Annotated in this window: 23 protein-coding genes and 1 pseudogene; 11 read left to right on the top strand and 13 right to left on the bottom strand. The window is 73.8% G+C overall.

Annotation, left to right across the window (positions count from 1 at the left end):
* The first annotated feature begins 98 nt into the window (after positions 1–98).
* Positions 99–695 (top strand): GNAT family N-acetyltransferase, encoded by a 597-nt coding sequence (locus tag ACIGXJ_RS33120; protein WP_399653850.1) that lies wholly within the window; start codon positions 99–101, stop codon positions 693–695.
* Here ACIGXJ_RS33120 and ACIGXJ_RS33115 read toward each other — a convergent pair.
* Entirely contained in the window at positions 692–1,309 is a 618-nt protein-coding gene (locus ACIGXJ_RS33115; RefSeq protein ID WP_399653383.1) for a TetR/AcrR family transcriptional regulator, read from the bottom strand. The two genes, ACIGXJ_RS33120 and ACIGXJ_RS33115, sit on opposite strands and share 4 nt — an antisense overlap.
* A gap of 99 nt (positions 1,310–1,408) precedes the next feature.
* Here ACIGXJ_RS33115 and ACIGXJ_RS33110 point away from each other — a divergent pair, with 99 nt between their 5' ends.
* On the top strand, positions 1,409–2,332 hold the full coding sequence (locus ACIGXJ_RS33110) for a TIGR03620 family F420-dependent LLM class oxidoreductase (RefSeq protein ID WP_399653380.1): 924 nt from the start codon (positions 1,409–1,411) through the stop codon (positions 2,330–2,332).
* 74 nt (positions 2,333–2,406) lie between these two features.
* On the opposite strand, the gene ACIGXJ_RS33105 is transcribed toward ACIGXJ_RS33110, so the two are convergent.
* Positions 2,407–3,120 carry a DUF4328 domain-containing protein gene (locus ACIGXJ_RS33105; protein WP_399653378.1) on the bottom strand — a complete coding sequence of 238 codons (714 nt, stop codon included), beginning with the start codon at positions 3,118–3,120 and terminating at the stop codon, positions 2,407–2,409.
* A 182-nt stretch (positions 3,121–3,302) separates the two neighbouring features.
* On the opposite strand from ACIGXJ_RS33105, the gene ACIGXJ_RS33100 reads away from it, so the two are divergent.
* Complete coding sequence (locus tag ACIGXJ_RS33100; protein ID WP_399653375.1) at positions 3,303–3,686, top strand: DoxX family protein; 384 nt, start codon at positions 3,303–3,305, stop codon at positions 3,684–3,686.
* Positions 3,687–3,760: 74 nt separating this feature from the next.
* On the opposite strand, the gene ACIGXJ_RS33095 is transcribed toward ACIGXJ_RS33100, so the two are convergent.
* From ACIGXJ_RS33095 to ACIGXJ_RS33085, 3 genes are all read right to left on the bottom strand, one after another.
* Positions 3,761–4,252, bottom strand: coding sequence for a DUF6174 domain-containing protein (locus tag ACIGXJ_RS33095; RefSeq protein ID WP_399653373.1), 492 nt, complete (start codon positions 4,250–4,252; stop codon positions 3,761–3,763).
* 82 nt (positions 4,253–4,334) lie between these two features.
* On the bottom strand, positions 4,335–6,512 hold the full coding sequence (helR, locus tag ACIGXJ_RS33090) for an RNA polymerase recycling motor ATPase HelR (protein ID WP_399653370.1): 2,178 nt from the start codon (positions 6,510–6,512) through the stop codon (positions 4,335–4,337).
* 236 nt (positions 6,513–6,748) lie between these two features.
* On the bottom strand, positions 6,749–7,306 hold the full coding sequence (locus ACIGXJ_RS33085; RefSeq protein WP_399653367.1) for a TetR/AcrR family transcriptional regulator: 558 nt from the start codon (positions 7,304–7,306) through the stop codon (positions 6,749–6,751).
* A 137-nt stretch (positions 7,307–7,443) separates the two neighbouring features.
* Between ACIGXJ_RS33085 and ACIGXJ_RS33080 the strand changes: the two genes are divergently transcribed.
* From ACIGXJ_RS33080 to ACIGXJ_RS33070, 3 genes are all read left to right on the top strand, one after another.
* Complete coding sequence (locus tag ACIGXJ_RS33080; RefSeq protein ID WP_399653365.1) at positions 7,444–8,619, top strand: FAD-dependent monooxygenase; 1,176 nt, start codon at positions 7,444–7,446, stop codon at positions 8,617–8,619.
* Between the two features lie 66 nt (positions 8,620–8,685).
* On the top strand, positions 8,686–9,306 hold the full coding sequence (locus ACIGXJ_RS33075; protein ID WP_399653362.1) for an HAD-IA family hydrolase: 621 nt from the start codon (positions 8,686–8,688) through the stop codon (positions 9,304–9,306).
* Positions 9,303–9,698: a GNAT family N-acetyltransferase gene (locus tag ACIGXJ_RS33070; protein ID WP_399653360.1), complete on the top strand. Its 396-nt coding sequence runs from the start codon at positions 9,303–9,305 to the stop codon at positions 9,696–9,698. The genes ACIGXJ_RS33075 and ACIGXJ_RS33070 overlap by 4 nt, the downstream gene beginning before the upstream one ends.
* Positions 9,699–9,716: 18 nt before the next feature.
* Here the strand turns inward: ACIGXJ_RS33070 and ACIGXJ_RS33065 are convergent, their stop codons facing one another.
* From ACIGXJ_RS33065 to ACIGXJ_RS33050, 4 genes are all read right to left on the bottom strand, one after another.
* Positions 9,717–10,109: a cupin gene (locus ACIGXJ_RS33065; protein WP_399653358.1), complete on the bottom strand. Its 393-nt coding sequence runs from the start codon at positions 10,107–10,109 to the stop codon at positions 9,717–9,719.
* The gene (locus tag ACIGXJ_RS33060; protein ID WP_399653356.1) at positions 10,106–10,414 is read right to left on the bottom strand and encodes a hypothetical protein; all 309 of its coding nucleotides are present in this window, start codon (positions 10,412–10,414) and stop codon (positions 10,106–10,108) included. The genes ACIGXJ_RS33065 and ACIGXJ_RS33060 overlap by 4 nt, the downstream gene beginning before the upstream one ends.
* Before the next feature lie 152 nt (positions 10,415–10,566).
* Complete coding sequence (locus tag ACIGXJ_RS33055; protein ID WP_399653353.1) at positions 10,567–12,366, bottom strand: hypothetical protein; 1,800 nt, start codon at positions 12,364–12,366, stop codon at positions 10,567–10,569.
* A 196-nt stretch (positions 12,367–12,562) separates the two neighbouring features.
* Positions 12,563–12,949 (bottom strand): MerR family transcriptional regulator, encoded by a 387-nt coding sequence (locus ACIGXJ_RS33050; RefSeq protein WP_399653351.1) that lies wholly within the window; start codon positions 12,947–12,949, stop codon positions 12,563–12,565.
* 95 nt (positions 12,950–13,044) lie between these two features.
* Here ACIGXJ_RS33050 and ACIGXJ_RS33045 point away from each other — a divergent pair.
* From ACIGXJ_RS33045 to ACIGXJ_RS33035, 3 genes and pseudogenes are all read left to right on the top strand, one after another.
* Positions 13,045–13,215, top strand: a pseudogene (locus ACIGXJ_RS33045) (SDR family NAD(P)-dependent oxidoreductase); the annotation flags it as partial.
* Entirely contained in the window at positions 13,178–13,300 is a 123-nt protein-coding gene (locus ACIGXJ_RS33040) for a hypothetical protein (RefSeq protein WP_399653873.1), read from the top strand. The pseudogene ACIGXJ_RS33045 and the gene ACIGXJ_RS33040, both read left to right, overlap by 38 nt.
* A 202-nt stretch (positions 13,301–13,502) precedes the next feature.
* A complete protein-coding gene (locus tag ACIGXJ_RS33035; RefSeq protein ID WP_399653348.1) occupies positions 13,503–14,390 on the top strand; it encodes a TIGR03619 family F420-dependent LLM class oxidoreductase in 888 nt (295 codons plus the stop codon).
* Positions 14,391–15,257: 867 nt separating this feature from the next.
* On the opposite strand, the gene ACIGXJ_RS33030 is transcribed toward ACIGXJ_RS33035, so the two are convergent.
* A complete protein-coding gene (locus tag ACIGXJ_RS33030) occupies positions 15,258–16,250 on the bottom strand; it encodes a GlxA family transcriptional regulator (protein WP_399653344.1) in 993 nt (330 codons plus the stop codon).
* A 53-nt stretch (positions 16,251–16,303) separates the two neighbouring features.
* Between ACIGXJ_RS33030 and ACIGXJ_RS33025 the strand changes: the two genes are divergently transcribed.
* On the top strand, positions 16,304–16,954 hold the full coding sequence (locus ACIGXJ_RS33025) for an HD domain-containing protein (protein WP_399653342.1): 651 nt from the start codon (positions 16,304–16,306) through the stop codon (positions 16,952–16,954).
* 12 nt (positions 16,955–16,966) lie between these two features.
* Here the strand turns inward: ACIGXJ_RS33025 and ACIGXJ_RS33020 are convergent, their stop codons facing one another.
* Positions 16,967–17,644 (bottom strand): 1,4-alpha-glucan branching protein, encoded by a 678-nt coding sequence (locus ACIGXJ_RS33020; RefSeq protein ID WP_399653339.1) that lies wholly within the window; start codon positions 17,642–17,644, stop codon positions 16,967–16,969.
* A 276-nt stretch (positions 17,645–17,920) separates the two neighbouring features.
* Between ACIGXJ_RS33020 and ACIGXJ_RS33015 the strand changes: the two genes are divergently transcribed.
* Positions 17,921–18,352, top strand: a complete 432-nt coding sequence (locus ACIGXJ_RS33015; RefSeq protein ID WP_399653336.1) for an ATP-binding protein — start codon at positions 17,921–17,923, stop codon at positions 18,350–18,352.
* Between the two features lie 20 nt (positions 18,353–18,372).
* On the opposite strand, the gene ACIGXJ_RS33010 is transcribed toward ACIGXJ_RS33015, so the two are convergent.
* Positions 18,373–18,774: an ATP-binding protein gene (locus ACIGXJ_RS33010; RefSeq protein ID WP_399653333.1), complete on the bottom strand. Its 402-nt coding sequence runs from the start codon at positions 18,772–18,774 to the stop codon at positions 18,373–18,375.
* A gap of 59 nt (positions 18,775–18,833) precedes the next feature.
* Positions 18,834–18,951: sigma factor-like helix-turn-helix DNA-binding protein (locus tag ACIGXJ_RS33005; protein ID WP_399653847.1), on the bottom strand; the 118-nt coding region annotated here is incomplete at its 5' end.

Below are 18,951 nucleotides of genomic sequence, written 5' to 3'. Positions count from 1 at the left end.
AACTGTACGGTTGAGTTCAAGGCCCGGCGGCTGGGTGACTCCGTCCGGATACCGGTACGCGTCCGCTCACCAAGATCACGAACGGCGGGATGACCCGTATGCCGATACCGGCCACGCCGAAACCGGCCACCCTCGACGACGCCCCGCTGGTCAGCGCCGCCCTGGCCCGCGCCTTCGACGACGACCCGATGCTGCGCCGGTCCTTCCCCGACGACGCCTCGCGCGAGGAGTCGCTGGTGCGCTACTTCACCACCCTCTTCATGGGGCAGCACCTCCACCACGGCGTGTGCGAACGCACCGACGGGGCAGCCGCGTTCTGGGTCGCCGCGGGTGCGCAGGCCGTGCCCGGCGCGGACAGCGTCCAGCAGCTCCAGGACCTGCTCGGCGTCCGCGCCCCGCTGTTCCGGGACGCCGTCGAGACGGCCGCCCGGCACACCCCGCGGGGACCCCACTGGCCCCTCGCGGTGATCGGCGCCGACCCCGCCGCCCGCGGCCAGGGCCACGGTGCCGCCCTTCTGCGCTCGGGCCTCGCCCGGGCCGACGCGGCCGGCCTCCCCGTCTACCTGGAGTCCTGCAAGTCCGCCAACATCCCCTTCTGCGAACACTTCGGCTTCACCGTCCGCGAGGAAGTGCCCCTCCCGGGCGACGGCCCCACCCGGTGGGGGATGTGGCGCGAGCCGCGGCACGCCTCCTAGGCCGCCGAGCCGCCGGGGCGCCCCCGGCTCGTCACCGCCGCATCCCGGTGAACGGCGTCCAGCACCAGCCCGAGGAGCCGTTCGGGCAGACCGGGCTCGGCGTCGCGCGTGGTGGTCAGGGCGACGCCGGCGACGAGCCGGACGAGGTCACCGCTGTCGAGGTCGGCGCGGGCCGTGCCCTCGCGCCGGGCGCGGCCGAGCACGGCGGCGGCGCTGTCCAGCACGAGGCGGTGGCAGTCGATGCCGAGGTCGGCCGTCTCGTCGAGGAGGGCCGCGACGCCGGTGCCGTGATGGAGCCGGGCGTGCTCCAGCAGCGCGGCGAGCCACGCGGCGAGCGCGTCGTCGGGGGAGTGCGTGCGGGGCAGCTCCTCCGCCAGCGTGTGCAGCGCGAGTACGCGGTCCCGGACGAGGGCGACCACCAGGGCCTGGCGGTTGGGGAAGTGCCGGTACAGGGTGCCAGGACCGACGCCGGCGCGGCGCGCGATGGCGTTGAGCGAAGCCTCGGGGCCGCTCTCGGCGAAGACCTCGCGGGCCACGGCGAGGATGCGCTCGCGGTTGACCCGCGCGTCGGCGCGCGACGCGGGCGGCTGTGCGGCTCGGCCGGGCTTCGACATGGGTACCGCCTTTCACGCTGGCTATCCGGAGAACTTCTCCGTATGGTAGCTCGCGCAGCCGGGCGGAGAGGTTCTCCGCTTGGTGGGGGAGGAGCGCACATGCACACTCACGCACGCACCGCTCTGGGGCCCGCGGGCATCTGGACGTTCGCCTTCGACGCGCACCCGGCCGGCCTGGTACGTGAAGCCGCCGCCGAGACCGAGGAGTTGGGCTACGGGGCGATCTGGTTCGGTGAGGCGTTCGGCCGGGAGAGTTTCGGACAGGCGTGGCTGCTGCTGTCCGCGACCCGGCGGCTGACGATCGCGTCCGGCATCGCCAACATCGCCTTCCGCGACCCGATCGCTGCGGTGACGGCGACCCGCACCCTGGGCGACGCCTTCCCGGGCCGCTACCTCCTCGGGCTCGGCGGGCACCGGGTCGACGACACCGTCCACGAGCTCGACGGCTATCCGATGCCGGCGCGCGGACGGGCGGTGCACACGATGCGCGCGTACCTCGACTCCATGGACGCGGTCCCCCAGCACGGGCCGCGCCCCGACCCGGCGCCGCGGCGGGTGCTGGCGGCCCTCGGGCCCAGGATGCTCGGACTCGCCGCGGAGCGCACCTGGGGCGCGCACTCGTACTTCGTCCCGGTCGAGCACACCGCGTCCGCGCGCCGGACCATGGGGCCCGAGGCGTTCCTCGGGGTGGAACTCGCCGTCGTCCTGGACACCGACACCGTACGGGCCCGCGAACTGGCCACGGCACACGTGGCGACGTACGTCGGGAACGCACCCCACCAGCTGGCCAATGTGCGCAGGCTGGGATTCGGCGACGAGGACCTCACCGGCGGGCCGAGCAGGCGGCTGGTCGACGCGATCGTCGCCCACGGCGACACCGGCGCGATCCGCCGGCGGGTCCGGGAACATCTGGACGCCGGCGCCGACCACGTCGCCGTCCAGGTCCTCACCGCGTCCCCCGCCGAACTGCCCCTGCGCCAGTGGCGCGAACTCGCGCCCGCGCTCACCACGCTGGGGTCGTGAACCGGCGGTGGTGAGACGGCGAGTGACGCGACAGCGTGCCGCGTCCCGCACACGGCTGAGCGTGCTGCGCCCCGCTACACCCCGCTCAGGAACGGTCCCTGGGCGGCCTTCCGCTCCTGCAGGGCCGTCAGACGGAAGGCGAAGTACACCGCGGCACCCGCCGCGAGGACCTCCAGGGTGTCGCACAGCAGGTACTGCCGGACGGCGTCACGCAATGCGAAGAGATCCTCGGCCGTGTCCAGGCGGAACGCCGAGTAGCGGCCCAGCGTCACGTTGGCGACGAACAGCCCCCACCACAGGTTCACCGGCCACACCGGAGCGCGGGTCGGCTTCCCGCCGTCCGGCAGCGGGGACGCGGCCGCCCACATGTCCATGGCGATGCGATACGGCATCCACAGGCTCGCGAACGGGATGAACCAGGCCCCCACCGCCCAGCCGGGCCCCCTGCGGAAGGCGTCCGGCGCCAACTGCCCCGTGAGCCGCCGCATACGGGAGAACCAGACCAGGAACACGACGGCACACAGCGCGAACGCGAAGCCCTGCACCCGGCCGGCGTTCTCGTACCGCCTGGCCGCTTCCTGGAACTCGTCCTGCGGGACGGTGAGGAACCCCGCGTCGCCCTCGATCACCGAGTACAGCCGCACGCCCGCGTACACGGCGTAGGCACCGCCGGCGGCCGCCGCCACGAGGAACGCCGTCACCAGACGGAGCAGCCACCGCGAAGGCCGCGGGGACTCCCGCGGCGGCGCGGCGTCGGGAAGAGGTCTCTCGGACTCGGACACGGTCATGACTGCAGCCCCCCACGGGCGAGAAAGGAAACCGGATACGCCCGCGGAAGGTCGCGTGCGCAGGCACCCTATGCGTGACCTGCGCTTTCGTCCATGCCGGGGCCGGGGCGCCGAGGATGTCACAGCCGGGCGGGCTGTCTCGTCACAGGGGATGAAGACACTTTACGATCGAGGAGCTGACGATGAACCTCGCCCTGTGGATCGCTGCCGGACTGCTGGCCGCGGTGGCCCTGTTCGGCGGCATGGTCAAGGCGTTCGTGCCGAAGGAGAAGCTGGCGGCGGCCCACGGCGGCGGATGGACCGACGGCAAGAGCGCGGGCTTCATCAAGGGGCTCGGCGTCCTGGAGGTGCTGGCCGCCGTGGGGCTGATCCTGCCCGCCGTGTTCGACACGGCGCCCGTCATGGTGCCGGTGACCGCCGTCTGCTGGGTCCTGCTGATGGTGGGCGCGATGTTCACCCACGGCCGGCGCGGCGAGACGGCGCTCGTCGCCGCGAACCTGGTCTACCTCGCCATCGCGGTCTTCGTCGCCTGGGGCCGCTTCGGCCCCGAGAGCTTCACCGGCTGACGTCCCGCACTTCCCGTGGCCGGCACCGGCTTTCAGGGGCCCCGCACGCCACCTCCACCGCAGCTGACGTCCTGTCAGGAGCCGCTCGTGTAAGCACTGATGACGTACAGCGACTCGTCGTCCAGCGCGTTCCTGTCCCAGTCGACGGTGATCCGCTCCGGGCGCCCCTCGGCGGTGTAGACGGCCTCCGCCTCGTCCGCCCCCTCACTGCGGGCCTGCTCCAGCTCCCCGAGCAGCCGTCCGATGGTGGGCACCTGCTCGGGGAACTCCTTCACCACGCGCCGGCCGCTCTCGTCCAGTCCTAGGGCCCGCGTCACCCTGTGGTCCCGCACGGTGATCCGGAACTTCCCGATCAGGGCCCGTTCGCCCTCGCCGGACTCCAAGGTGTACGCGTACGAGGCGGGTTCCTCCCATGGCGTACGGCTCTGCGCCGCGACAGGCTCGGAGCCCTTGGCGGAAACGGCCTCCGTCCCGGTGCCGCAGGCGGCAGTCGAGCACAACAGCCCTCCGAGCAGCGCGAGGCCGGCCACGGCACGGACACGGCGTACGACACGTGTGGTGGTCATAGGGGTGGTCCTTTCGATCATGACTACCCCTGTGACGCCGACCGCCCCCGAAACGTTCGGACCCGTCAGCGGCGCGTGCGGGTCAGCGGCTCGTGAGCACCACCAGCTGCTGTGTCGCCCGGGTCATCGCCACATAGCGGTCGACCGCCCCTGCCACGTCATCCCCGAACTCCTCCGGGTCGACGAGGACGACCAGGTCGAACTCCAGCCCCTTCGCCAACTGCGGGGTGAGCGAACGGACTCGGGAGGTCTCCCGGAACGAGGGATCGCCGATGACGCAGGCGACACCGTCGGTGTGCTCGGCGAGCCAGGCGTCGAGGACCGCGTCCCGCTCCGTGACGGAGCCGTGCACGACGGGAACGCCGCTGCTGCGGATCGACGTCGGCACGTTGGCGTCCGGCAGCACGGCCCGCACGACCGGCTCGGCCTCGGCCATCACCTCCTCCGGCGTACGGTAGTTGATGGTCAGCGACGCCACCTCGACGCGGTCGAGGCCGACCCGTTCCAGGCGCTTGCGCCACGACTCGGTGAATCCGTGCCGTGCCTGGGCGCGGTCGCCGACGATCGTGAAGCTCCGGGACGGGCAGCGCTGCAGCAGCATCTGCCATTCGGCGTCGGTGAGTTCCTGCGCCTCGTCCACGACGATGTGCGCGAACGGGCCGGAGAGCCGGTCGGGTTCGGCGGCGGGCAGGGCGCTGTCGTCGACGAGGGCGTCCTGCAGGTCGCGTCCGCGGAGCATCGTCACCGCGCCCTCGCCGTCGTCGTCCGCCGCCAGTACGTTGTTGATCACGCCGGCCAGCCGCTCGCGCTCGGCCGCCACGGCGGCGTCGTGCCGCTGCTTGCGCAGCGCCGCCTCCGGGTCCCCGAGCCGCTGCCGGGCTGCGTCCAGGAGCGGCAGGTCGGACACGGTCCAGGCCCGCGGGGCCGCCTTGCGCTGGAGCGTGCGCACCTCCTCGGAGCTGAGCCAGGGTGCGCACAGCCGCAGATACGCCGGGACCGACCACAGGTCCGCGACCAGATCGGCCGCGTCGATCAGCGGCCAGGCGCGCTCCAGAGCGCCGACCAGTTCCTCGTCGTGCCGCAGCGCCCTGCGGAACAGCTCCTCCGGGACCTCGCCGCCGGCCTTGTCGAGCAGGATCGTCACCAGTTCCTCCCAGACGAGGTCCCGGCCCTCGTTGTGGGGCGTGCCGGGACCGGGCGCGCGGAAGGCGTCCGCCCAGTCGTCCGCGCTCAGCCACACGTCGGACCACGGGGTCGTCACCCGCATGCCCTCCGTGGGCGGCTCCTCGTAGAACCGGACACCCGTCTCGATCGCCCGCACCATCCGCGCGGACGACTTCAGCCGCGCGACCTCCGGATCGGCCTCGGGCCCCGCGCCCGCTCCTTCCTCGACGAGGTCCCGCACGGTGCAGGTGCGCACGCCCTCCTCACCGAGGCTGGGCAGTACGTCGGACACGTAGTCCAGATACGGCTGGTGCGGGCCGACGAACAGCACGCCGCCGCGGCGATGCCCGAGGCGCGGGTCCGCGTACAGCAGGTAGGCGGTCCGGTGCAGGGCGACGACGGTCTTGCCGGTGCCCGGGCCGCCGTCCACGACGAGCGCGCCGCGCGATCCGGCGCGGACGATGGCGTCCTGGTCGGCCTGGATGGTGGCCAGCACGTCCCGCATACGGGACGAACGGCTGCCGCCCAGGCCCGCGATGAACGCCGACTGGTCGTCGAGCGCGGCATGCCCCTCCAGGCCGTCGGCGGTGAACACCTCGTCCCAGTAGTCGCTGATCCGGCCGTCGGTCCAGCGGTACCGGCGACGGCTGGCCAGCCCCGTCGGACGGGCGTGGGTCGCCGCGAAGAACGGTTCGGCGGCGGGGGAGCGCCAGTCGACCAGCAGCCGGCGCCCCGAGCTGTCGGTGAGGCCGAGCCGCCCGATGTACACGGGCTCGGGGTCGTCCGCGCCGACGATCCGTCCGAGGCAGAGGTCGAGACCGAACCGGCGCAGGGCACGCAGCCGGCCGGTCAGCCGGTGCACCTCCGCGTCCCGGTCCATCGCGGCCCGGCCGGCCCCGCCGGGCGCCTTCAGCGCGGCGTCGAGGCTGTCGGACACCTCGGCGATCGCCTGGTCGAGGCTCTCCGCGACGGCGGCGAAGTGCTTCTCGTCCTCGGCGATCAGCGCCGGGTCGGTCTTGGCGGACAGCCGGTCGGACAGGGCGAAGGGGCTGGTGGACAGGTCGGACGGGCTGGTGGGCAGAGAACGGGCAGGCACTTCAGCGATCACCTATTTCCGCAGGCTGTGGCCGTGAGCCAGTGATTCTGCGGGACGACCGGGGCCTTGCCGCAAGCCCCCCCGTGCGCTATAAGTTGAGAGTGGCAAGGAATGGGTTCACCCTCCTTGCCTTTTCTTGTGCCCGGCGCGGGCACGGCGATGGCGCCCAGCCGAAGGGTCCGGGCCGAAGGCCGTGGCGCCGGGCGAGGATCCGGGTCGAACCGCGTGGCCGGGCGTCAGCGCAGGGCCGCCGACACGAGCCGGTGCACCTGCTGGGCGGTCACCGTACCGCCGTTGACAAGACGGTCGAAGACGAGCCCGTCCACGCAGGTCAGCAAGGTGACGGTGCGTTCCGCCGCGTCCGGCAGGCCCTGGGCGGCCAGGAAGTCCTGGACGGCCTGCCGGGCCGCGTTGTCGCGGGGTACGAGGATCTCCCGCAGCTCCGGGTGGTGCACGCTCTCGATGGCGCACGCGTAGCGGGCGAGGGAGCGCCGCCGGCCGTCGCCGCTGAGCCGTCGCTCGACGAAGGCGAGGAGACCGGCCGCCAGCTCGTCGGCGTCGCGCGGCACCGGCGTCCGGCCGCCGACCTCCTCCAGCTCCGCCTGGTCGAGTGCGACCAGCCGCCGCACCAGCGCGGTGAGCAGCGCGTCGCGGGTGCGCAGATAGGCGGAGGTGGTGCCGGGCGGCAGGCCGGCGGCCCGGTCCACGGCACGGTGGGTCAGGCCGCGCATCCCGGACTCCGCGAGCACGGTGACGGCGGCGTCGGCGAGGAGCGTACGTCGATCGGTGGGCACCCCCTATTTCTACACCTGTAGAGGCCGGGAGTACGCTTCCCGCATCTGTTTCTTCTACATCTGTAGAAACCGTGCGTGCGTGTGGCGCGTGCGTCATGCGCGGCGCGCCGTGCGGTCGTGTCGAGGGAGGGCCGGGTATGGGCAGCAGCGCGATAGTGGTCGGCGGGGGCATCGGCGGGCTGGCCGCCGCGATCGGCCTGCGGCGGATCGGCTGGGAGGTGACGGTCGTCGAACGCGCCCCCGTCCTGGAGGACGCCGGGGCCGGAATCTCCTTGCACGCCAACGGACTTCGCGCCCTGGACGTTCTCGGTGTCGGCGAGGAGGTCCGCACGGCGGCACGTCCGCAGTACACCGGCGGCACCCGCACCCCGGACGGCCGCTGGCTCGCCCGCATGGACGGAGCCGCACTGGAACGCGCGCTGGGCACGCCGATCGTCGGCATCCCCCGAGCCGTGCTGCACCGCCTGCTGCGCGAGGCGCTGCCGGCCGAGTGCCTCACGGTGGGCCGGGAAGTGCGCTCGGTGGAGGCCGCCGCGGACGGCCGCCTCCGCGTCCGGTGCGACGAGTCCGTACGGGAAGCGGACCTGGTGGTCGCCGCCGACGGCGTGCGCAGCCGACTGCGCACCCGGCTCTTCCCCGGCCATCCGGGCCCCCGCTACAGCGGCTCCACGGTCCTGCGCGCGATCACCGAACACCCCGTGGACCTGCGCACCGACTTCGAACTGACCTGGGGACCAGGGGCGGAGTTCGGGCACATCGCCTTCACCGACGGCAGGGCCGAGTGGCACGCGGTGCTCAACTCACCGGCGGGCGTGCGGCACCGGGACGCCCTGGCGGAACTCCGCCGCCGCTTCGGCCAGTGGCACGCCCCCATCCCCGCCCTCCTGGACGCCACCCGCCCCGAGGACGTCCTCCACCACGACATCCACGAACTGGCCGACCCACTGCCCACTTTCACCGTCGGCCGCATCGCCCTCCTCGGCGACGCCGCCCACGCCATGACCCCCAACCTCGGCCAGGGCGCCTGTCAGGCCCTGGAGGACGCCGTCTCCCTCACAGCCGCCCTGGCCACCGAGCCCACTCTCGGGGCCGCCCTGACCCGCTACGACGCCGAGCGCCGCCCCCGCAGCCAGGCCATCACCCGCGCCGCCCGCCAGGCCGGCCGCCTCGGCCAGCAGCTCACCCACCCCCTGGCCATCGCCGCCCGCAACACCGCCCTCCGCCTCACCCCGTCCCGCACCGCGCTTCGCGCCATCCTCCGCCACGCCGACTGGACCCCGCCGAGCCTGGTCCGACGGGCTGAGTGCGCTTGACCTTGCCCCTCGGTGAAGGGCCACGGTGTCTCCATCGGCCGCACAAGCGACCCCGAGGCAGCACACATGACCGCGACCTGCGTCATCTTCGACATCGGCGGCGTACTCGAGATCACACCGAGGACGGGCTGGGTGCGGCGGTGGGAGGAGCGGCCGGCCCTGGCTCCGGGGACGGAGGGGGAGCGGATGCGTGACGTGTGGCACGCCGGGAGCATCGGCGCCGCCGACGAGCGCACGGTCCGGGACCAGGCGGCCGCCCGCCTCGGTCCCGGCGCCGCCCGGCTCGAAGCCTTCATGACCGACCTGTGGACGGAATACCTCGGCACGCCGAACGACGAACCCATCGCCTACGCCCGCCGACTGCCCGGAAGGTGCCGTCTGGGCATCCTGAGCAACAGCTTCGTGGGCGCCCGGGAGCGGGAGGCGGAGCGGTACCGCTTCGACGAGCTGGTGGAGCGGATCGTGTACTCCCACGAGCTCGGCATCGCCAAGCCCGACCCGCGCGCCTACCGGGCCGCGTGCGCGAGCCTGGCGGCGCCTCCGGAGAGCTGCCCGTACATCGACGACGTTCCGGCCAACGTCGATGCGGTCCGGGCCGTGGGCATGCAGGCCCACCTCTTCGAGGACAACGCCCGGACGATCGCCCGCGTCGCGGCGCACGTCGACGGACGTACCCTCGGCCCGTGACGATCACATACGCATGGCGGGGCGACTTCGACAACACCGACCTGAACACGTTGCACGCCGACGGCTTCGGCCACCCGGCCGCCCGGACCGACTGGCGGGCCCGCGTCGAGCGCCACAGCCTCGGGTGGGTCTGCGCCCGCGAGGACGGAACCCTGATCGGGTTCGTCAACGTCGCCTGGGACGGCGGCGTCCACGCCTTCGTCCTGGACACGGTGGTCGCCCGCCACCGCCGGTCGTCGGGTGTCGGAACCGCCCTGGTCGCCGAGGCCGCCGACGCGGCCCGCGCCGCCGGGTGCGCCTGGCTGCACGTCGACTTCGAGCCGCATCTGCGCTCGTTCTACTTCGACGCCTGCGGCTTCAGGGAGACGGCGGCGGGGCTGATCGCCCTGTGACGGGGTGCCCCGGCCCGGTCAGACGTCCGTGCGCCGCTCCAGCCGGCTGCCGCGCGGCACGGTGACGGACATGATGTCGCTGGGGGAGGTCTCCAGGGCGAGGCGATGCCAACGGCCGCGCGGGACGATGGCGGCCGTCCCGGCGGGGAGCCCGATCTCCTCCGCCGCCTCTCCCGGGTGCTCCGGGCGCAGGCAGAGGCGGATGCCGCCGGTGAGACAGGCCACGACCTCGTCAGCGCCGGTGTGGACCTCCCAGTGGTCGGCGTGGACGTCGGCGTCGGACTCCACATGGAAGGTCATCAGCTGCCAGCCGTCCCGCTCGGGCTCGAACACCGGCTCACCGGCGCTCACTCGGCCACCTTCGGCGAGATGGACGAAGGAGGCGAAGAGGTCGATCGGAGTGACAGTCACGAGAGGGCTTCCCTTCTGCGGTGGCGGGGCTCGTCGCCGTGCGACGGCCTGTTCACGACGGCCATCCTTCCGGCCGTCCGCCGCGTGTTCAGCCGCCATCCGTCGGGCATCCCACCCCGACCACGCGCCGTCCGGCGCATCCGCACCCGCACCCGCACCCGCACCCGCACCCGCACCCGCACCCGCATCCGCATCCGCACCCGCACCCGCACCCGCATCCGCATCCGCATCCGCACCGGCTGCCGCGCCCCGGCTCCCGGCTCCCGCGCCCCCGGCTTCCGGCCGCCGAGACCGATCCCCCGCACGGGGTTGCCGCCCCTCGCGCCGCACCGCAGGAACGGGTCCCAACTGACTCACCCGGCAACGAGATCCCCCCGGCTGCGGGACATCCGCGCAGCCGCGGCCGACGCGGCGGGCGCGTCGCACGGTCTGGAGGCCGCCGGCGCAGTGGAGGCGGTCAGTCGCCGGGGCCCTGCCCCTCGCGGACCAGCTCCCACGCCCGGGTGAACAGCTCAGGCAGCGTGCCCGGCCACAGCTCGAAGGCCCTCACCTCCTGCTCGCCGTAGGACAACCGGGCCTGGAGAAGTTGTGCCTTCCAGACCTCCATGGGCGGCAGCGGCTTCTTCGCGGACGCCCAGCGGCCGGGCAGGAAGAGCGTGCGGCCGGCCCGCGGCCTGCGGTCCTCGACGACCAGCTCGCGCGCCACCAGCCGGGCGGCGGCAGCCTTGTGGCGGGCCGGTGCCCAGGCGTTCCAGCGGCGTATGTTCCGGTCCGAGGGCAGGGGCAGCGTCAGGAGCTGGAGGTACAGCGCGGCGGCGTCCTCCGGCAGGCCGAGCGCGGTGGCCACCTCGGCGACCAGGTCCGGGGCGCAGGCGCGCGGGTCGGACTCGTAGCGGCCCGCGGGCAGGTCGCCGGCGCCGACGCGGGCCAGGACGCGGTCGCAGGTGCCGTCCGTCAGCCACTCCCACCGCCTGCCGCCACGGTTGCCCGCGACGAGGCCCGAGTGCAGGACGCGCGCGGGGGAGTCCCCGCCCGCCAGGACCTTGCGCAGGTGCCGCACCACCTCGGGCGCTCCGTCCCGTACGGGGTCCCCGGCGGGGAGGTCCGCGTACGCCCAGGTCAGACCGGCGACGACGGCGTCCGCGACGGTTTCGGCGTCGTAGGAGCCCATCACGTCCCAAGCGGTGCGCAGCCGGCGGTACTCCTCCGGACACGGCCAGACGCGGAGATAGAAACCGGGCGGCAGGGTGGCGTTCGCCGGGTCGAGGAACAGGTGGCACAGATGGGTCGCCGGCATCCGCGTCTGGAGGGCCACCGCGGACTGCCAGGTGCTCCACGGCGCCGACGGGCGCGCACCGTGCTGCTCGGCCCAGACCGCCGCGGTGCGCTCCGCGACGCGCGCGAGGCCGCCCGGCTCCCACAGCTCGGCGGGGTCCTCCGGCAGCACGTCGGCGAGCAGCGCGAGCCGCTCGTCGTCGTGCAGCATCGACAACTCCTCGCGCGCCGCCTCCAGTTCACCGGCCTTGAAGCCGAGCACGGCGCGCTCGTGCTCGTCGAGGAACGGCGTGTAGTAGCCGCCCGCGCCCGGGTTCCCGGCCAGGACGAGCGCCGCCGCGGGCCGGCTCAGGCCGGTGCCCTCGCTCAGCGCGAGGACCGCGTCCGCGTCCCGGGCGACCGGGCCCCGCTCCCGGACCAGCTCGACCAGGCGCAGCAACTGCTCCGGGGTGCCCCAACCGCGGTGGCAGTCCTCCGCGTAGAGCGGCTCCTCGGGGCGCGGCGCCCGCTCCCCGCCGGGGCGCACCGCCTCGAAGTAGAGGGTCCTGCCCGCGGCCGGCAGATGCAGGCCGAAGGACGCGCCCTGCTCGTCGCGGACGGCGAACGAGGCCGTGCCGGCGAGCCGCCCCACGCGGAAGCGGTACGCCGGGTCGGCGAACGGCGTGTGCGCCCACATCAGCAGGAAGTCCAGCAGCACCTCGCGGCGCTCCGGCCTGGTGGCGGGCGAGGCCGCCCGCAGCGCCAGTGCGCCCGGGCGTCCTATGAGCTCCGTCCAGCTGCCCGCCGCGGGCGGACGGACCTCCCGCCCGCCGGGCTCCGGCGCCCAACTGCCGTCGATGTACCTCCCGATCCGCCTGATGCCGGCGAACGCGTCGCTGTCCCAGGATCCGGACGCGGCGACGAGCCCCTGCAGGGCCGCGCTCGCCGCGAACCCGCTCCAGGTACGGGTGGTGGCGGACGGAGCCGTGTCGATCTCGCTCATGCCCCGATCATGACGCACGGCACTGACAACGGGGCTCGGGGGAGCGGCCGCCCACGGAGACCCCGGGCTGAAGCACGTCGTGCACGGCCGCCCCGAACGCTCCGTCGGGCCCCAGGGTTCTGCCCGGCCGGCCCCGGAGCCCGGTGACGAGCCGGCGCGGGTCGTCGTCACCCGGTCCTGGTGACGGCCCGGCCGGTCATGCCCGTGGAACGGCTGCGGTGGTCACGTCGTCCGACGCCGTGTCGATGACCTCGTCGAGCACGTCGCGCGAGCGCATCAGGTCGGTGATCAGGCGGTCGATGCGAGCGCGCTCCGCGGCGAGCTTGTGGACCAGCTCCGGCGTGGCGACCTCGTTCGGGCGGCCGTCCGTGTCCCGCATGCAGGGCAGGAGCTGGGCGATCGTCCGGCTGTTGAGGCCCGCGGCGTAGAGGGTCTGGATGCGTACGACGCGGTCGACCGCCCAGTCGCCGTACTCCCGGTGCCCGCCGGGCGTGCGTTCCGCCCGCAGCAGCCCCTGGGCCTCGTAGTAGCGCAGGGAACGCTCGCTCACCCCGCTGCGCCGGGCCAGTTCGCCGATCCGCATGCCTCTGCCTCACCTCGTACGGCGTCTTGAATCTGACACAGATGGCAACTTCTACCCTGCCGGCGTGACGAGCACACGTCCACCGAGGAGCGGTGATGAGTGAACCGAGCGGCAGGGTGGCCCTGGTGACCGGAGGCAGCCGGGGGATCGGCGCGGCGATCGCGCGGCGGCCGGCGGCGAGGGGAGCGGCGGTCGCGCTGACGTATGTGCGGGCCGAGGACCGGGCGCGTGAGGTGGCCGAGCGCATCGAGGCGAACGGCGCTCGCCGCGGCGGTGGCCTACCTGGCCGGCCCCGGCGGCCGCTGCATCACCGGCACCGTACTCGCCGTGGACGGCGGCTACACCGCCTGACGCCCACTCGGGGGACGGCCCGCACCCGCGACGTCGCCGAGTGAGCGCGGGACCCTGCGGTGGGTCGCCCGACCTCCGAATGAACCTCGGGCGACCCACCGCAGGGCCCCGCGCGGTCGGTAGGTTGGTCTCGTCGACAGGGCGGGCGGCAGGGTGGCAGGCCCTGCCCGTCACCCCGTACCGCCGAGGAAAGGTAGTGCTCATGCCACAGTTACGCCTGGGTGTCTCTCTCCAGCCGCGCTGGCCGCTGGACGACGGAAGTGCCGTGCTGCGCGCCGCCGTTCACGCCGAGGAGCTGGGCCTGGACCATGTGGCGGTCGGCAACCGCCTTCTCGACAGCGGGTTCGGCCTGGACACCGACCCGTTCGTGCTGCTGTCGGCCGTGGCCGGCGCGACGACGCGTCTGCGCCTGCTGACGTCCGTGCTCGTCACGCCGTACTACCCGGCTCTGCTGCTCGCCAACCAGGCCGCCACCCTGGACGTCGTGTCCGGCGGCCGGCTGCTGCTGGGCGTGGGCACCGGCTGGAACCCCGACGAGTTCGCGGCGGCCGGTGTCCCGGTCCGTGAACGCGGCGCCCGCACCGACGACCATCTCGCCGCCGCCAAGGCCCTGTGGACGCGGCGCCCCGCCGACTTCGAGGGCCGCTTCACGAAGCTGCGCGGCGCGAGCCTCGGCGTGCCGCCCGTGACGCCCGGCGGCCCGCCGGTGTGGGTCGGCGGTCACAGCGATGTCGCCCTGCGCCGCGCACTGCGGTTCGGAGACGGCTGGTACGGCTCCGGCGCGGACGCGGAGACGGTCACCGACGTACGCCGGCGGCTGCGCGACCTCGCCGACGCCTCCCAGGACGCCGACCGGCTGACGCTCGCCTCGATGGAGTTCCTCACCCCGCCCGGCGTCCCCGCCCTGATCCAGCCCCCGGGCCGGCCGGTCGGCGGCCCCTCGCCGACCGCGGCGAGCGTCGTCGACGACCTCGGCCGGCTCACCGAGGCGGGCCTGACCGCCTGCACCCTCTGGCTGCCCGTGGCCGCCGAGCACGTGGAGAAGGCGACGGAGTGGATCGCCGCCGAGGTGCTGCCGCAGCTCACCTGACCAAGCCGCACCGGCCGCCGGCCCGGGCGTCCGCGGCCGAGGAGACCGGCCCGGGCGCCACGGCCGACGGCGGCGGCGCGGACTCCGTTCGGCGAGTACGGCACCCCGGGCCCCGCGGCGAGTACGGCACGCAGGCTCCCGCGGCGAGGACGGCACCCCGGGCCCCGCGGCGAGTACGGCACCCAGGCTCCCGCGGCGAGTACGGCACCCAGGCTCCCGCGGCGAGGACGGCGGCCCGCGAACCGCCCCTCGCCGCGGTATGGCGCGTGGCTCCACCGCCGGGGCATCCTGCCCTTCGGGGGGATGCGCATGCGCGTGCGGACCAAGTACGACTACGTGGCTGCCATTCACTGGCGGGGGGACGCCGACTTCCAGGACGTCTGCGACTTCATCGGTGTCTCGTCGCACCGGGAGGGGGTCGGCAGAGGCCGTATCCACCTCCCCGGCCGGTACGGGCGTGGCCCGCTACCGCAGCAGACCGCGTCCCCTCGACGCCTTCCACTGGCGCTCCATGGACCAGTTCGACGAACTCCAGGCATTCGTCGGCGCACCGCTGGACCGACCGGTGCCCGGCCGCAGCAGGGTGGCGCTGCCTGAACCGGCTCACTGGAGCGAGCGGCGCACGGCCACTCGGAGTACAGCGGCTCCATGGAGCGCAGGTACGACCTCGTGGTCCCGCCCGGCGGCGGCCCCCTCGGCCACCCCGCCCGCTGGAGGCACCCGCGGCGCTTCCGCCGCCGCCCCTGGTCCGTCCTGGCACTCCAACGGCAGGGCCCGGCCAACTTCGCCGAGGTCTGTGCCTTCCTCTGCTGTGGACGCCCGAGCCCGCGGACGGCTGACCGAGCCGGCGGAGAACCTGGACGTCCCCTACGACCCCGCCCCCGCTCCCCGCCGGGCCGGTGCGAACGCCGCGCGGTAGGCCGACGGCGAGGTGCCGAGCGTCCGCCGGAAGTGCAGCCGCAGATTGGACGGGCTGCCGAGCCCGCACCGCTCGGCGACCTGCTCGACCGCGAGGTCCGTGCTCTCCAGCAGCTCCCGGGCCCGGTCGAGACGGGCGGACAGGAGCCAGCGCAGCGGCGTCGTACCGGTCTCGGCGGCGAAACGGCGGGCCAGGGTGCGCGGTGCCAGGTGCGCGTGCGCGGCGAGCCGCTGCACCGTCAGCGGCTCGTGCAGCCGGGCCAGCGCCCAGGCCCTGGTGGCGGCCAGCGTGGTGCCGTCACCGGCCTCGGCCAGCGGCCGCCTGATGTACTGCGCCTGCCCACCGTCGCGGTGCGGCGCCGCGACGAGGGTGCGCGCCACCTCGTTCGCCGTCCGCGCGCCCAGATCGCGGCGCACCAGGTGCAGACACAGATCGATCCCGGCCGCGACCCCCGCCGACGTCAGCACACTGCCCTCGTCGACATACAGCACCTGCGGGTCGACGGTGACCCGCGGGTGACGGGCCGCCAGCTCACCCGCGTACCGCCAGTGCGTGGTGGCGGTGCGCCCGTCCAGCACACCGGCGGCCGCCAGCGCGAACGCGCCCGTGCAGATGGACACCAGCCGGACACCCCGCTCATGACAGTCCGCGAGCGCGCCCAGCACCGTCGCGGCCGGCTCGGCGAGATGGTCCGCGTAGCCCGGGACCACCACGGTGTCGGCGCCCTCCAGTGCCTCAAGCCCCGCCGCCACCGTCAGGTCGAACCCCGCGGCCGTGGTCACCGCCCCCGCCCTTCGCCCGCACAACGTCATCGCGTACGGCCCGTTTGCAACGGACGTGAACACCTGGGCGGGGATGCCCAGGTCGAGGGGCAGCACACCGTCGAGCGCCAGCACGGCCACCCGGTGCACGGCAGCGACGGCGGCAGTTTCCTCACGCATGTCGGCAATCCTGCCACTGTCGGCCGGGGCCACGCGCCCGGACCATGGACGCCATGACCGAAACGGCCAACTCCTTCCTGACCCTTCCGGACACCCTCGTGGCCCAGCGCGCCCTGGCGCTGGTGAGGAGCACCGAGTCCACGCCAACCGCGCACCACAGCATCCGCAGCGCCCTGTTCGCCCGTCTGTACGCCGACCACCAGGGGGCGCGGCCCGGCCACGACTACGACCCGGACCTGTTGTTCCTCGCCTGTGTGCTGCACGACATCGGCCTGACCGAGGCCGGTGACCGCGATCAGCGGTTCGAGGTCGACGGCGCCGACCTGGCCGCCGAGTTCCTCACCGCCGAGGGGCTCTCCGCCGCCGCCGTGGACGCCGTATGGGAGGCCATCGCCCTGCACACCTCGCCGGGCATCGCCGAACGCCGCAACACACTGTGCGCGCTGGTCCGCACCGGCATCGGCATGGACTTCGGCATCGCGACCGAGTGCGTCGACGACGCCACCGGCTCAGCCGTCCATGCCGCCTACCCCCGCCTGAACATGGCGACCACCCTCATCGACGAGATCACCTGCCAGGCCCGTCGCCGCCCCGAGAAGGCCCCCCTCCACTCCCTCACCGCCGACTTCCTGCGTGAGCGCTCCACCCCACCCCACACGACGTCCCTGGAAGCCCTCACGGCGAACGGCCGCTGGGGCGACTGACCCCCGGCCCCGTCAGGCGCTCACGTCCGGGACCGCCTCACCGCGGGCGTACAGCCGGGCCTGCTGCGCGGAATGCACGACGGCGAACGGTCCGCCGGCGCGGCTGCCGTCCGGGAGCTGCCAAGAACCCGTCACATGGCCGATGGCCCCTTCCGGGACCTGGCCGGGCTCAAGAACCCGCCGCAGTCGGACAGTTGTGCCGTCGGGTGTGGTCAGCGCGGTGCCCGACGGGTCGTCGGCCGTGATGATGTCCGCGGCCGTGAGCGGGGCCCGGCCGGTGTACGCGGCCACGACCTCCGGGTCGGGGACATCGCTGGTGTTCTGGTCCTGGGCCTGGACGCGGCCCTCGGCCAGCGCCAGCAACTGGGCCACCGCGACCGGGTCGTGGCAGGCGTCGTAGACCCAGCGCTTTCCCAGGACGCCGTGTTCGGTGGTGCCGACGAGGGCGTGCTCCGCTCCGTCGAGCGGGGCGCTCCGGTAGGTGAGCGGCACGAGGTAGGCGGTCGCCGCGTCGGCGACCACCATGAACTCGATGCCGACCTCGCCCTGCGGGTCGTCCAGCCGGAAGCCGCCGGCCTTCTCCGGCCGCGGAGTGCCCGAGCCACCGCGGTACCACGGCCGGGAGGGCAGCCACTCGGTGAGCAGCTCCAGTTTGGTCGGCTTGAGGGTGGTGTGATGGATCACGGCCATACCGAAAGCTCCCGTTGCATCGGACATCAAGATCGGAGAGACACGCTACAAGGCACTTTCACTTCTCCCTCGGCGGGTTTTACGCCGTCCAAGGCGAGGAACTTGAGCGGCGGCGACGCCGGTCAGCCGCAGGAGCCATTGCACGGAACCGGTTACGTCCGCAACGATTCAGCGCGCGTAGCAGTTCCCGCTCGGGGAACCAACAGCGGAAGGGACCGAGGGAACCGAGGGCACCGGAGCAAGCGCAGTGTGCAGTGAAACGGCCGGGAAGGTGTGATGTCGACCGAACCGCGTGGGGACGGGACACCGTCCTCCGAGGGTGTACAGGCCTGCGAGGCCACGTTCGACGGGCGGCTGGAGGACGTGACCGACGCCCGGCTGACCGCCGAGACCTTCCTCGCCCGCCTCTCCAGGACCGTGCCCCCGGCCTCCGCCGAGCACTGGGACGACATTCTGCTGGTCGTGGCCGAGCTCGCCGCGAACGCCGTGCAGTACGCCCCCGGGCCCTTCCGGCTGAACCTGCGCAGGACCTACGACGGCGTGCATGTGGTCATGGGCGACACCAGCCGCACCCCGCCCGAGCCCCGCTCCTTCCGTCCGGGCACGGGCGGCGGCATAGGCTGGTACCTGATCCAGACGCTGGGGGAGCAGGTCAGCGTGGTGGTGCGGGACGACGGCAAGGACGTCCACGTCTTCCTGCCCTGGTGAAGCCCGCGCGGGCCCGCGCGTCAGCGCAGCGGCACCAGCACCCCTATGGCCTTGCCGCCCTCCCGGCGCCGCTCGACCCGGATGTCGCGGGCGAGGCCGGCGATCAGCGGCCACCCGTAGCCGCCGTCCCCACCGGGGCGGGGCCGCGGGCTCTGCCCGTACGCGGCCGGCGGTACGGCGTCGCTGTGGTCGTGCACGTCCAGCCGTACGCCCTCGGGGACGAGCGTCACCTCGAAGCGGGTGAGGCCGCCGCCGTGCCGGATGGCGTTGGTGACGAGCTCGGACGTGACCAGCAGGAGGTCGCAGACGGCCTCCTCGGCGGGCGGCCCGGAAGGTCCGCGCCAGTGCTCCCGCACCAGGGAGCGCACATGGGCCCGTGCCCCGGCGGCACTGGCGACGACAGGGGACCGGACCGCCGTCATCGCCGTGTGCCGCCGGTACACGCGCGTGGTCGCGAAACCCGTGTCACCGCGACCGCCCCTCAGACCTCGCCCGCGTCGACACCGCCCAGTGCCTCCGCCCGGACTTTGGCGCAGCAGCGGGTGATGAGGCGTGAGACGTGCATCTGGGAGATGCCGAGTTGGTCGGCGATGCGGCTT

The organism is Streptomyces sp. NPDC053367 (genome assembly GCF_044545925.1).
Classification (GTDB): Bacteria; Actinomycetota; Actinomycetes; order Streptomycetales; family Streptomycetaceae; genus Streptomyces.
This window is presented reverse-complemented; position numbering and strand designations above follow the sequence as displayed.

What these genes read in the sequence shown, in the direction of transcription:
- ACIGXJ_RS33120 (WP_399653850.1), top strand. Translation starts at nt 99, where the DNA reads ATGCCGATACCGGCCACGCCGAAACCGGCCACCCTCGACGACGCCCCG.
- ACIGXJ_RS33115 (WP_399653383.1), bottom strand. Translation starts at nt 1,309, where the DNA reads ATGTCGAAGCCCGGCCGAGCCGCACAGCCGCCCGCGTCGCGCGCCGAC.
- ACIGXJ_RS33110 (WP_399653380.1), top strand. Translation starts at nt 1,409, where the DNA reads ATGCACACTCACGCACGCACCGCTCTGGGGCCCGCGGGCATCTGGACG.
- ACIGXJ_RS33105 (WP_399653378.1), bottom strand. Translation starts at nt 3,120, where the DNA reads ATGACCGTGTCCGAGTCCGAGAGACCTCTTCCCGACGCCGCGCCGCCG.
- ACIGXJ_RS33100 (WP_399653375.1), top strand. Translation starts at nt 3,303, where the DNA reads ATGAACCTCGCCCTGTGGATCGCTGCCGGACTGCTGGCCGCGGTGGCC.
- ACIGXJ_RS33095 (WP_399653373.1), bottom strand. Translation starts at nt 4,252, where the DNA reads ATGACCACCACACGTGTCGTACGCCGTGTCCGTGCCGTGGCCGGCCTC.
- ACIGXJ_RS33080 (WP_399653365.1), top strand. Translation starts at nt 7,444, where the DNA reads ATGGGCAGCAGCGCGATAGTGGTCGGCGGGGGCATCGGCGGGCTGGCC.
- ACIGXJ_RS33075 (WP_399653362.1), top strand. Translation starts at nt 8,686, where the DNA reads ATGACCGCGACCTGCGTCATCTTCGACATCGGCGGCGTACTCGAGATC.
- ACIGXJ_RS33055 (WP_399653353.1), bottom strand. Translation starts at nt 12,366, where the DNA reads ATGAGCGAGATCGACACGGCTCCGTCCGCCACCACCCGTACCTGGAGC.
- ACIGXJ_RS33050 (WP_399653351.1), bottom strand. Translation starts at nt 12,949, where the DNA reads ATGCGGATCGGCGAACTGGCCCGGCGCAGCGGGGTGAGCGAGCGTTCC.
- ACIGXJ_RS33035 (WP_399653348.1), top strand. Translation starts at nt 13,503, where the DNA reads ATGCCACAGTTACGCCTGGGTGTCTCTCTCCAGCCGCGCTGGCCGCTG.
- ACIGXJ_RS33030 (WP_399653344.1), bottom strand. Translation starts at nt 16,250, where the DNA reads ATGCGTGAGGAAACTGCCGCCGTCGCTGCCGTGCACCGGGTGGCCGTG.
- ACIGXJ_RS33025 (WP_399653342.1), top strand. Translation starts at nt 16,304, where the DNA reads ATGACCGAAACGGCCAACTCCTTCCTGACCCTTCCGGACACCCTCGTG.
- ACIGXJ_RS33020 (WP_399653339.1), bottom strand. Translation starts at nt 17,644, where the DNA reads ATGGCCGTGATCCATCACACCACCCTCAAGCCGACCAAACTGGAGCTG.
- ACIGXJ_RS33015 (WP_399653336.1), top strand. Translation starts at nt 17,921, where the DNA reads ATGTCGACCGAACCGCGTGGGGACGGGACACCGTCCTCCGAGGGTGTA.
- ACIGXJ_RS33010 (WP_399653333.1), bottom strand. Translation starts at nt 18,774, where the DNA reads ATGACGGCGGTCCGGTCCCCTGTCGTCGCCAGTGCCGCCGGGGCACGG.